An 11684-nucleotide genomic window follows, 5' to 3' on the forward strand; every position below is an offset into this window, starting at 1 on the left:
ACCTCCTCCTTCAGCGCTTCTTGCCGGTCTTGCGACGGCGGACGATGAGCTTGTCGCTCGGACGGTTGGGCTTACGGGTGCGGCCTTCCGGCTGACCCCACGGCGAGACCGGGTGGCGACCACCGGAGGTCTTGCCCTCACCACCACCGTGCGGGTGGTCGACCGGGTTCATGACGACACCACGGACCGTGGGGCGGCGACCCTTCCAGCGCATACGGCCGGCCTTGCCCCAGTTGATGTTCGACTGTTCGGCATTGCCGACCTCGCCGACGGTGGCGCGGCAGCGCACGTCGACGCGGCGGATCTCACCGGAGGGCATACGCAGCGTGGCGTAGGGGCCTTCCTTACCGAGCAGCTGGATGCTCATACCGGCCGAACGGGCCAGCTTGGCACCGCCACCGGGACGCAGCTCCACCGCGTGGATGGTGGTACCGGTCGGGATGTTGCGCAGCGGCAGGTTGTTACCCGGCTTGATGTCGGCGGTGGGGCCGGACTCGATCGGGGTGCCCTGCGTCACGCCCTTGGGCGCGATGATGTAGCGCTTCTCGCCGTCGCGGTAGTGCAGCAGCGCGATGTTCGCGGTCCGGTTGGGGTCGTACTCGATGTGTGCGACCTTGGCCGGGATGCCGTCCTTGTCCAGCCGACGGAAGTCGATCAGACGGTAGGCGCGCTTGTGGCCGCCACCGCGGTGCCGGGTGGTGATCCGGCCGTGGGCGTTGCGGCCGCCGCTCTTGGTGAGCGGGCGGATCAGCGACTTCTCGGGCGTCGACCGAGTGATCTCGGCGAAGTCCGACACGGACGACCCGCGGCGGCCCGGGGTAGTCGGCTTGTACTTACGGATTGCCATGAGTTCTTCTCTGCTTTCTGGATTCCCAGACGCTTACGCGACCGGGCCTCCGAAGATCTCGATGGGCTTGCTGTCGGCCGAGATGGTCACGAGCGCGCGCTTGGTGTCCTTACGCTTGCCGTAACCGAAGCGGGTCCGCTTGCGCTTGCCCTGACGGTTGGCGGTGTTGACGCTGGTGACCTTGACGCCGAAAACCTTCTCGACGGCGATCTTGATCTGCGTCTTGTTCGAGTCCGGGTGCACGAGGAAGGTGTAGGTGCCCTCCTCGATCAGCCCATAGGACTTCTCCGAGATGACCGGCGCAAGCAGGATGTCGCGGGGGTCGGCGATGGTGGTCACTTGCTCTCCTCCTGTGCCGCCTCAGCAGGCCCGTGCACAAAGGCGTTGAGGGCCTCGACGCTGAACACGACTTCGTCGCTTTCCAGCACGTCGTAGGTGTTGAGCTGATCCGGCGCGATGGGGTGCACGAACTCGAGGTTCTGCACGCTCTTCCAGGCCGCGAGGTCCTCGCGACCGAGCACGACCAGGAACTTCTTCCGGTCCGACAGCTCGGACAGGAAGGTCTTCGCGGTCTTGGTCGACGGGGTCTGACCCGCGACCAGTTCGGTGATCACGTGGATCCGCTCGTTACGCGCGCGGTCCGACAGTGCTCCGCGCAGCGCGGCGCGGATCATCTTCTTCGGGGTCCGCTGGCTGTAGTCGCGCGGCTTCGGGCCGTGCACGGTGCCACCACCGGCGAACTGCGGCGCGCGGGTCGAGCCCTGACGGGCGCGGCCGGTGCCCTTCTGCCGGTACGGCTTCTTACCACCGCCGCGGACCTCGCCGCGGGTCTTGGTGGAGTGCGTGCCCTGACGTGCGGCGGCGAGCTGCGCGATGACCACCTGGTGCATCAGCGCGATATTGGCGGTGGTGTCGAAGATCTCCGCGGGGAGTTCGACGGTGCCGTTACTCTTGCCACCGAGTTCCTTGACCGGCAGGGTCAGGTTGGTCTTCTTCTCAGTGCTCACAGCGCTCATGCGTGCGCACCACCCTTCACGGCGCTCTTGACGATCACGACGCCGCCCTTGCGACCCGGGATCGCACCCTTGATCAGCAGCAGGCCGTTCTCGGCGTCGACCTTGTGAACCGACAGGTTCTGTGTGGTGACGCGGTCGTTACCCATGCGGCCCGACATGCGCATGCCTTTGAACACGCGACCGGGGGTGGCGCAGCCACCGATGGAACCCGGGCGACGGTGCACGGCCTGCGCACCGTGCGAGGCGCCCTGACCGGCGAAGCCGTGGCGCTTCATGGTGCCCGCGAAACCCTTGCCCTTGCTGGTGCCGGTGACGTCGACGTAGGTGCCCTCTTCGAACACCTCGGCGGACAGTTCCTGACCGACCTCGAAGGTGGAGGCGTCGGCGACGCGGATCTCCGCGACATGGCGACGCGGGGTCACGCCCGCCTTGGCGAACTGGCCGGAGACCGGCTTGTTCACCTTGCGCGGGTCGATCGCGCCGAAGGCGAGCTGCACGGCGCTGTAGCCGTCGCGCTCTTCGGTGCGGATCTGGGTGACGACGTTCGGTCCGGCCTTGATGACGGTCACGGGGACGACGCGGTTCTTCTCGTCGAACACCTGGGTCATACCGAGCTTGGTGCCCAGGATGCCCGCCGCTGGCCTGTTCTTATTATCAGTCATGTCTCGAGTCCCCGTCACTGAATGTTGACGTCGACACTGGCCGGGAGGTCGATGCGCATGAGTGCGTCGACCGTCTTCGGCGTCGGGTCGAGGATGTCGATCAGCCGCTTGTGCGTACGCATCTCGAAGTGCTCGCGCGAGTCCTTGTACTTGTGCGGCGAACGGATGACGCAGTACACGTTCTTCTCGGTCGGCAACGGCACCGGCCCGACGACCCGGGCCCCGGTGCGGGTCACCGTTTCGACGATCTTGCGCGCAGACGCGTCGATCGCCTCATGGTCATAGGCCTTGAGCCTGATGCGGATCTTCTGTCCCGCCACGCTAAGTGTCCTTTTCTCCGCTTACGTTCCGTGATCCGGAAGCCGGTTTGCGCCGACGTCCGTACCACCTTCATTTGCACAGTCCGAACACGCGTTGAGATCCCCGGTGAGACCACGACCGGGACACACCCAGTCTTCGCCGCTGTTCATCTGTCATGGTTCTCCGGTCCACGCGGTCGGGCGTGTCGCCCATCCGCTCATTCCTCGGCCCCGGAAATACATCCATATCGGGCTCGGAACACTGTCCCGGACGTACCCACACCGGAATCCGGTGAGGTACACGATTCGTACTGCCTGCCCCACCCGACCGACCGCTTCAACGAAACGGGCACGGGCCGGTGCAAGGCAACCCGAACAGTATGCCCGACACGTCAGGCCCGATCAAATCGGGGTCCGCACACCCACGAATACGGCGCTGACGTGCACTGTCGTCGCGCCCTACCCAGCTATCTTACCGAAGAGTAAGATATTCGCCCATGACAAAAGAGACCGCGACCTACCGCGGCTGGAAGAAGCTGCCGGACAATCGGCTCGGCCACACCCTGTTCTCGCTCGGCATGGTCGCGCGGGTGCCCTACTTCGGCACCGTGCTGCCCAACGTCGTGCGGCTGGAACCCGGACTGTGCGAGGTCACCTCGCCCAAATGGTTCGGCATCCACAATCATCTCGGCACCTATCACGCCATCGCCGCCTGCAATCTGGCCGAGGTCGCGATGGGCATGCTGAGCGAGGCGACGGTGCCCGCCACGCACCGCTGGATTCCCAAGGCGATGAATGTGCAGTACCTCGCCAAGGCCGAGACCGGACTGCGCGCGATCGCCAAGCTGGCCGAACTCCCCGACTTCGGCGCCATCGTCGAGGGCACCGAGATCGTGGTTCCGGTGTCGATCTACGACAAGCACGGCCTCGAGGTCGTCCACGCCGACATCACCACCTGGGTCACGCCGAAGTAGCGGCTCAGCAGGGCAGCGGGCGGTCACCGCCGTCGAGGGCGTTGCGGACCACCGTGATCGCACGGGCGTCGGCGAGCATCGCGCTGTGATCGGCGATATCGGCCGGGCAGCCGTCCTGCAACCAGACATTGCGGTCGTCGGCGTCGGGACGCTCGAGCAACGCGGTGCTCGCCGGGGTGATCACCGCATCGGCGCGGGAGGCGATCGCGGTGTAGCGGATACCGGGAACCGTCTCGCCACCCGCGCCGAGCCGACTCAACAGCGGCGAGCCCACCGTCTGCTGCGCGCCGGGGGCGCCGAAGGTCTGCGTGGCGATCTGGGCGTCGGTCAGGCCGAGCGCCGCGAGATCGGGAAACATCTCCCGCAGCCCGTCCCAGGTGCTGCCGCGATAGGGGGTGCCGAGCGTGACCACGGTCGCGATATCGGCACCGCCGTGCTCGCGCAGGTACTGCCGGATCACGGTGCCGCCGGTGGAATGACCGACCAGTGCGATACGCGCCACGCCGGTGCGTTCCCGCACCGTGCGCACCACGGCCGCGAGTTCGCCCGCCATGTTCTCGATCGAGGCCACACCCCAGACCGGACGACCGGACAGCGCCGCGCCCACCGGGCCGATCCCGATCGAGGATCCGGCATGACCGCTGACGGCGTCGACCAGTGCGGGCCCCTGCCCCACATTCGCCGCGAACACGCAGTGCCCGTCGGCGTGCAGGGCGGGGGCGAGCACACCGAAGCTGCGGGTGACGTCGGTGCCGGAGCCGTGCACCAGCACCACCGGCACCCGGTCGGGCCCGGTGACGCAGGCGGTGTCGTTGGCTCCGGCCAGCGGCGGGAACAGCGGCTGCGCCGTCCCGGACGGTGCGAGCGTGATCACCGCGAATGCGATGGTCGTCACCACGAAGGCGAGGCGATTCACCCCGCGGACGGCCTGCCCGAAGGTGCGGATTCCGAGACGCATGTCATATTCCCAATGCCGGAGCCAACGTCGGCCAGGAATCCTTCAGCGCGTCCTGCCAGTAGCCCCAGGAATGGGTTCCGTCGGGCCGGAAGTTGTAGGTCGCCGGAATACCGAGAGCATTCAATCGGGTCTGCATATTGTGCGAGCAGTAATTCGTCGCACCTTCGATGATTCCGCCGAGCACGATTTGATTAGCGAACAGCCACGGGCCCTCCAGCGAGTATTTGCCGCCGTATTGGTCGTACATACCGGGCAGGCCGCTGCCGCTGGAAATATAGAGCGCCTTACCGCGCAGGCCCTCGGCCTGTACATAGGGGTCGTTGGCGGCCCAGGCCGGATCACCGGGCGGGCCGTACATATTGTCCTTCTCGGCCAGGCCCCACTCTTCGATGGTGAGCCGGACGAACTCCTGGCCCGCCGGATCACTGATCTGGGCGCATCCGCTGTAGGCGGCCGCGGCGGCGAACAGATCGCCGGTGGTGGCCGCCAGCGCGAGGCTGCTGGTGCCCGACATGGAGAATCCGGCGATGCCGTTGCGGCCGCTCGTACCGAGATAGTCGTCGATCAGCGGCGGCAACTCGCTGGTCAGGAAGGTCTTCCACTTCTGCTTGCCCAGCCGGGGGTCGTCATTGCGCCAGTCGGCGTAGTAGCTGAACATGCCGCCGATCGGCGAGACCGCGTGCACGTTCTTGTCCGCGAGGAACTCGAGGACATCGGTCTTGGTCCCCCAATTCGAACCGTCGACACCGCCGCCCGCACCGAGCAGCAGGTACAGCACCGGCCGCGGCACGCCGGTATCGGCGGCGCGCATCACCTCGACCGGAATATCGGCTTCCATGGCGGCCGAACGCACGGTGATCGTGATATTGCGCGCGTCACGCTCGGACACCGAAACAATGGACGACGCCGCAGGGGAATCCTCCGGCTCGGCGTGTGCCGAGACGGGCAGAATCGCTGCCGCGGTGACGGCAGCGGCCAGCAGGCCCAGCTGCCGGAGGTAACGACCTCTCATGATGTCCCTTCTTCACAGTGGAACATCTCGATGCTCCGAGAGCAACGCTATGTTGCGGCACAACAACTTTCACGACTGGAATTGCGGGGACACCAGAAGTAGGGGCACCGCGGAACGCGCTGTCGGCGGGAATCGGAACACTGCGAAATTTTCTGTAACACCGGCACTTTGCCCTTCGATATATCCCGGCACGTACGCCGGATGGTTGCGTCGGCGCGTCTGATGCGGTTTGAATGCCTCTATGGGAGTCAGCGCGGTCCACAACGTCGACGTATGCGTCGTCGGTCTCGGCCCGGCGGGCCGGGCGCTGGCCCATCGCGCCGCCACCGCTGGCATGACCGTCGCGGCGATAGATCCCCGTCCGGACCGGCTGTGGCCGCCGACGTTCTCCTGCTGGGTGGACGAGCTGCCCGAGTGGCTGCCCGCCTCGGCCATCGCCACCCGGATCGAGGCGCCCACCGTCTGGGCCAGGAACCGACACCGCATTCCACGGCCGTACTGTGTGCTGTCCAAACCCGGACTGCGTGATGCGCTGCCACTGGACCCGGCCACCGTCCGCGCCGGGCGCGCGGTGCGGGTGGAACCGCATGTGGTGGAACTGGCCGATGGTTCGCTCATCGCCGCCGAGGTCGTGGTCGACACCCGCGGGCTGCCCTCCCTCGGCACGCGTCGCGCCGCCAGCGCGCACGGCATCTTCGTCGACGCCGATACCGCGGCGCCGATGGTGTCCGACGGCGAGGGCCTGCTGCTGGACTGGCGGCCGGACAACGGCGCGAGCAATGAGGAACCGCCGTCGTTTCTGTACTCGGTGCCCCTCGGCGACGGCACGGTGATCTTCGAGGAGACCAGCCTCGGCCTTCGCGGTGGGATGCCGCAGCACGAACTGCGCAAACGCACCCTCAACCGGCTCGCCGCGCACGGCATCCGGCTCACCGGCGGTGAACCGACCGAGGCGGCCCATTATCCGCTGGATCAGCCGCCGCCGAAGAAGGGCATCGGCCGGGTCGTGCCGTTCGGTTCCCGCGGCGGCATGATGCACCCGTGCACCGGCTACAGCGTCGCGGACTCGCTGGCCCTGGTCGACACCGCGGTCGACGCGATTCGGCAGGGTCGCGATCCGGTCGCCGCGCTGTGGACACCGCGGGCCCGGTTCGTCTACTGGATGCGAATGCGCGGGCTGTGGGGGCTGGGACGGTTGACGACCGAGCAGTCGATCGCCATGTTCGAGGCGTTCTTCACCGCCTCACCCCGCGGCCAGCGCGCACTGCTGTCGGCCCATGACGATTACGCCGCGCTCGGCGCCGTCCTGGTCAATACCGTCGCCCATACCTGGCCGTTCCGGTGGCGCTACGACCTGGTCGGCTGGACCAACCGCAACCGCTGGGTGGGCTACGAGTACGAACCCGCGCCCACCCGCGAACCCCGGCGCATCGGCTGAGCCGAGCAGATCAGGCCCCGGACTCGGCCGCGCGCCGGTAACCGCGCACCGCCGGATAGCCGAAGACGGCCACGATACCGACGGTCCACAGCAGGGTCTTCACCATCGGTTCGGCCACCGGGCCGCCGTAGGACAGTCCGCGCATGGCGTCGATGGCGCAGCTCATCGGTTGGTTGGCGACGATGCCCTGCAACCAGACCGGATAGGCGTACACCGGGACGAAACCGGAGTTGAAGAACATCAGCAGGGTGTTGATGATGCCGATGACATTGACCAGCATGACGCCCTCGGTGAGCGTGGCGAGCGCGGTCACGAACACCGCGAACCCGACGCCGAACAGCACAGGAATGCCGATCAGCGCGAGCGCGGCCAACGGACCCTGATCGAACCGGAAGCCGATGGTGTAGCCGACCGCGATCACGAACACGGTGGTGACCAGCACGCGGATGGCCTCGGCGAACAGTCGCCCGGTCAGGCCCGCCGCCCGGTGCACGGGCATGGTCCAGAACCGGCCGAGCAGCCCGGTGGCCTTCTCGGTCTTGAAGCCGAGGGCGCTGACCACCGCGCCCGCCATGGCGGCGACCAGGGTGATCATCGGGACGGTGCCGTAGACGCTCGGTTTACCGGTGGCCGCGGTGATCGAATCACCGAGCACGATCCAGAACATCAGCAGCGTCAGCGCCGGGTACAGGATGGTCTGGATGGTGGTGGCCGGATCGCGGGCCCACACCAGCAGCAACCGTTTGCACTGGATCAGGCTGTGGGCGGCCCAGTTACCGAACGAACTCTCCGATCGCGCCTGCACGGTCGGCAGCGGGGTGTTCCAGCCCGTCTCCGGCGCCTGCGACGGCTGGACCGCCGCTGTTGTCTCGACCGAACTCATGACCGCCTCACACTCGCCCAGACCGCCAGCGGCGCGAAGACCACCGCGGCGCCGATCAACCACACCAGCGGCACCCACAACACCTGCCAGGTGACGCCGTCGGCGGCCATATCGCGCAGCGCGAACGACAGCTGGGAGATCGGCTGATTGCGCACGAACGGCCGGATCCACTCCGGGAATCCCGATTCGGGCACGAACCCGCACGACAGCATGCCGAAGATGAGCGTCGGCAGGGTCAGCGCCTGGCTCAGCGATTCGGGGCTCTTGGTCAACGAGCCGAGCGCATCGGCACCGAGTGACAACACGATGCTGACGGCCAGCGAGAACACACAGAACAGAATCGACTGTCCCCAGCCCGCCTCGAATCGGAACCCGATGATGTGGCCGTAGATCAAGGCCGCGGTGAGCGAACACACCGAACGGACCAACCCGGCCGAGATCCGCGCCGACAACGGTACGACCGCACCGATCGGCATGGTCTGCAAACGGGTGCTGAGCCCGGTCAGCGCTTCGAACGCCGACAGCTGCGCGTTCGACATCATCGTGAACGCCATCGTCTGCAACACGATGATCGGCATCACGAACTGCGCGTAATCGAGGCCCTGGAACCCCATCACATAGCGCAGCGGCAGGTAGAAGCCGAGGGTGAACACCAGCGGGGTGATGATCGCGACGATCAGCTCACCCTTGGTGGCCATGGTCCAGATGATGCGGCCGGTCAGCGCGCGCCATTGGGCGAAGGAGGACAGTTTGGCGACGGGCAGTTCGGCGAACAGTTGTGTGCCGCCCGCCTCGGTGGTGGCAGCAGCGGTCACGCGTGGCCGCCCGAATGGCCGGTGATGGAGAGGAACACATCGTCGAGCGAGGGCCGGCGCAGGGCGATATCGGCCAGTTCGATCCCGGCCGCGTCCAGCCTGCGCAGCGCCTCGGCCAGGGTCGTCGCCCCTTCCGGCGCCGGGATGGACAACCGGTCGCCGCCGTCGAGTTCCGCCGATACCGCCGCGGGCACCAGATCACCGAGTGCGGTGGCGGCCCCGGCCAGATCCGACGGGTCGAGCGGGACGACCTCGCAGTAGCTGCCGCCGGTCTTCTCCTTGAGTTCGTCGGCGGTGCCCTCGGCGATGACGGTGCCCTTGTCGATGACGATGATGTTGTCGCTGAGCACATCGGCCTCTTCGAGGTACTGCGTGGTCAGCAGGACGGTGATGCCCTGGGCCTTGAGCGCGTTGACCAGATCCCAGACGCCCTGACGGCTGCGCGGATCCAGACCGGTGGTCGGCTCGTCGAGGAACACCACCTCGGGCCGCACCACCAGACCGCAGGCGATATCGACGCGCCTGCGCATACCGCCGGAGTAGTTGCGCACAGCGCGACGGCCCGCGCTCACCAGGTCGAATTCCTCGAGCAGCGTATCGGCGCGGTTGCGGGCGGCCGATTTGGTCAGGCCCATGAGCCTGCCGAACAGCTCCAGGTTCTCCCGGCCGGACAGGTTCTCGTCCAGTGCGGCGTACTGGCCGGTCATCATGATGGACCGGCGCACACCGGCCGGATCCTTCTGCACATCGTGTCCGGCGACGATCGCGGTGCCCGAATCCGGACGCAACAGCGTCGACAGGATCTTGACGGTGGTGGTCTTACCCGCCCCGTTCGGGCCGAGGACGCCGAGCACGCTGGCCCGCTCGGCGGTGAAGCTGATGCCTTGCAGCGCGTGCACCTCACCGAACGACTTCCGCACGTCCGTGACCTGGACCGCGGGTTCGCTCGCGGGCGACTCGACTTGATTCGAACTCGGCATCAACTCTCCACTATCGGCCGGGCAGGGGCAGGTTGTCGGAGCGCACGCAGCGACGTCCCGCTTGGTGATCCGTACCGCCGGGCGCGATGTTACCGGCCCTGGCATATCCCTCGGACCGGTCCGGCCGCACCGGACACCGACCCTTGCGGCTGTGCGCTTACTCACACTATCCGCAGTGCGTCGAATAGGCGCAGGTACGGCGGGTATTCGGCAGTGGTATGGCAGCGCAGGTACCTTGTCGGCCGGTGACCGCGCCCATACTCTTGGGTCCATGGCCGAGTCCGCGCAGCCAGATGTGGCGGCGCGTTCGGGAGGATCGGGCCGACCGAGCGTGCTTACGTCCTACGACCCACGCACCGGAGAGACGGTCGGCAGCTATGCCGTCCAGGGTTCCAGTGAACTGAAACGCGCCATTCGCGCGGCCCGTGCCGCCGAAAAATGGTGGGCGCAACTGAGTTTCGGCGCCCGCAAACGTTGGCTGCTGGATTGGAAACGCAGTATCTCCCGGCGCGCGGGGGAACTGATCGACCTCGTGCGCGTGGAAACCGGTAAACCCGAGGCCGATGCCGCCATCGAGGTGATGCTCGCCATCGAGAACCTCGACTGGGCCGCCCGCAATGCGGGCCGCACGCTCGGCAGACGCGTCATCGACTCCACCTGGCTGACTCGCAATCAGCGGGCTTCGGTCGGCTATCTGCCGCTCGGAGTGATCGGAGTGATCGGGGCCTGGCACAACCCCGTCTTCACACCGATGGGTTCGATCGCCTACGCGATGGCCGCCGGGAACGCCGTGGTGTTCAAACCGCATGAACTGACCACCGGTGTCGGGGTGTGGCTGGCGCAGACCTGGCTGGACCTGGCCCCCGATCAGCCGGTGCTCCAGGCGATCACCGGCGACGGTTCCACCACGGCCGCGCTGTGCCGGTCCGGGGTGGACAAGATCGCTTACGCGGGCCCGGAAGCCGAGGGCCGCAGGGTGATCGAGATGTGCGCGCAGACCCTGACGCCGGTCGTGGTCGAGTACAGCGGTAAGGGCGCCATGGTGGTGCAGGTGGACGCGAAACTCGACGACGCCGCCGAGGCCGCCGTGTTCGGCGCGATGGCGAACGCGGGCCAGAACGCCGCCGGTGTGCAGCGCGCCTACGTCGCGGAGTCGGTGTACGACCATTTCCTCGAGCTGGTGGTGGAACATGCGCGGCGGTTACGGCCCGGCGCGGCCAAACACGCCTCCTACGGCCCGATGATCCTCGAGGAGCAGACCGATGTGGTCCGCAGGCAGGTGCGCGATGCCCTGGCCCGCGGCGGGCGCGCGGTGGTCGGCGGGCTCGATTCGATCCGCGAACCGTATGTCGAACCGATCGTGCTGGCCGATGTGCCGGAGGAGAGTTCGGTCGTCAGCGGTGAGGCCATCGGCCCGGTACTGGTGGTGAACAAGGTCGCCGATATGGACGAGGCGGTGCGGCGGGTGAACGCCGTGGGCGGCGGGCTCTCGGTATCGGTGTTCACCCGCGATATCGCCAGTGTGGAAGCCTTCGCCGAACGTCTGCGGGTGGGCGTGGTGACGATCAACTCCGCGACCGCGTGTACCGGGATTCCGGCCCTGCCGTTCGGCGGGGTCGGCGAATACGGCCAGGGCCACAGCCATGGTGAACTCGGCCTGCTCGAGTTCACCCGAACCCTCGCCATCGCACGCACCAAATATCGGGCGCCGCTGAAACTCACCACCTTCGAACGCAATCCGCGCCAGCTGCGCTTGGCCCGCACGATTTTCCAGCTGCGGCACGGGCGCTGAACCGACGC

General features: G+C 67.1%; 13 protein-coding genes. 3 read left to right on the forward strand and 10 right to left on the reverse strand.

Going from position 1 to position 11684, the window contains the following annotated elements:
* Positions 1-10 precede the first annotated feature (10 nt).
* Genes rplB through rpsJ form a run of 5 tightly spaced genes read right to left on the reverse strand, consistent with a single transcriptional unit; the run spans position 11 to position 2845 of the window.
* A complete protein-coding gene (gene rplB / locus QH168_RS09240; RefSeq protein WP_036533184.1) occupies positions 11-847 on the reverse strand; it encodes a 50S ribosomal protein L2 in 837 nt (278 codons plus the stop codon).
* A gap of 33 nt (positions 848-880) precedes the next feature.
* Positions 881-1186 carry a 50S ribosomal protein L23 gene (gene rplW / locus QH168_RS09245; RefSeq protein WP_014981657.1) on the reverse strand — a complete coding sequence of 102 codons (306 nt, stop codon included), beginning with the start codon at positions 1184-1186 and terminating at the stop codon, positions 881-883.
* Positions 1183-1863, reverse strand: a complete 681-nt coding sequence (gene rplD, locus QH168_RS09250; protein WP_280234107.1) for a 50S ribosomal protein L4 — start codon at positions 1861-1863, stop codon at positions 1183-1185. The genes rplW and rplD overlap by 4 nt, the downstream gene beginning before the upstream one ends.
* Positions 1860-2525 carry a 50S ribosomal protein L3 gene (gene rplC, locus QH168_RS09255; protein WP_163837668.1) on the reverse strand — a complete coding sequence of 222 codons (666 nt, stop codon included), beginning with the start codon at positions 2523-2525 and terminating at the stop codon, positions 1860-1862. The genes rplD and rplC overlap by 4 nt, the downstream gene beginning before the upstream one ends.
* Positions 2526-2539: 14 nt before the next feature.
* On the reverse strand, positions 2540-2845 hold the full coding sequence (rpsJ, locus tag QH168_RS09260) for a 30S ribosomal protein S10 (RefSeq protein ID WP_003938093.1): 306 nt from the start codon (positions 2843-2845) through the stop codon (positions 2540-2542).
* Positions 2846-3321: 476 nt separating this feature from the next.
* Between rpsJ and QH168_RS09265 the strand changes: the two genes are divergently transcribed.
* Complete coding sequence (locus tag QH168_RS09265) at positions 3322-3798, forward strand: hotdog fold domain-containing protein (RefSeq protein ID WP_280234108.1); 477 nt, start codon at positions 3322-3324, stop codon at positions 3796-3798.
* 4 nt (positions 3799-3802) lie between these two features.
* Here the strand turns inward: QH168_RS09265 and QH168_RS09270 are convergent, their stop codons facing one another.
* Both QH168_RS09270 and QH168_RS09275 read right to left on the reverse strand, forming a co-directional pair.
* Positions 3803-4756 carry an esterase/lipase family protein gene (locus QH168_RS09270; protein ID WP_280234109.1) on the reverse strand — a complete coding sequence of 318 codons (954 nt, stop codon included), beginning with the start codon at positions 4754-4756 and terminating at the stop codon, positions 3803-3805.
* 1 nt (position 4757) lies between these two features.
* Positions 4758-5768: an alpha/beta hydrolase gene (locus QH168_RS09275; protein WP_280234110.1), complete on the reverse strand. Its 1011-nt coding sequence runs from the start codon at positions 5766-5768 to the stop codon at positions 4758-4760.
* 241 nt (positions 5769-6009) lie between these two features.
* Between QH168_RS09275 and QH168_RS09280 the strand changes: the two genes are divergently transcribed.
* On the forward strand, positions 6010-7206 hold the full coding sequence (locus tag QH168_RS09280) for a lycopene cyclase family protein (protein ID WP_280234111.1): 1197 nt from the start codon (positions 6010-6012) through the stop codon (positions 7204-7206).
* 10 nt (positions 7207-7216) lie between these two features.
* Here QH168_RS09280 and QH168_RS09285 read toward each other — a convergent pair whose 3' ends face one another.
* From QH168_RS09285 to QH168_RS09295, 3 genes are read right to left on the reverse strand one after another with little or no spacing between them, the layout of a single operon-like run.
* Positions 7217-8089, reverse strand: coding sequence for an ABC transporter permease (locus tag QH168_RS09285; RefSeq protein ID WP_280234112.1), 873 nt, complete (start codon positions 8087-8089; stop codon positions 7217-7219).
* Positions 8086-8865 carry an ABC transporter permease gene (locus QH168_RS09290; protein WP_280234124.1) on the reverse strand — a complete coding sequence of 260 codons (780 nt, stop codon included), beginning with the start codon at positions 8863-8865 and terminating at the stop codon, positions 8086-8088. Before QH168_RS09290 ends, QH168_RS09285 begins: the two co-directional genes overlap by 4 nt.
* A 35-nt stretch (positions 8866-8900) precedes the next feature.
* On the reverse strand, positions 8901-9884 hold the full coding sequence (locus QH168_RS09295) for an ATP-binding cassette domain-containing protein (protein WP_280234113.1): 984 nt from the start codon (positions 9882-9884) through the stop codon (positions 8901-8903).
* Positions 9885-10155: 271 nt separating this feature from the next.
* Between QH168_RS09295 and QH168_RS09300 the strand changes: the two genes are divergently transcribed.
* Positions 10156-11676 carry an aldehyde dehydrogenase family protein gene (locus QH168_RS09300; protein ID WP_280234114.1) on the forward strand — a complete coding sequence of 507 codons (1521 nt, stop codon included), beginning with the start codon at positions 10156-10158 and terminating at the stop codon, positions 11674-11676.
* The last annotated feature ends 8 nt before the right edge of the window (positions 11677-11684 follow it).

Origin of the sequence: Nocardia cyriacigeorgica (assembly GCF_029868385.1) — a bacterium.
In the GTDB taxonomy this organism is placed as follows: domain Bacteria; phylum Actinomycetota; class Actinomycetes; order Mycobacteriales; family Mycobacteriaceae; genus Nocardia; species Nocardia cyriacigeorgica_F.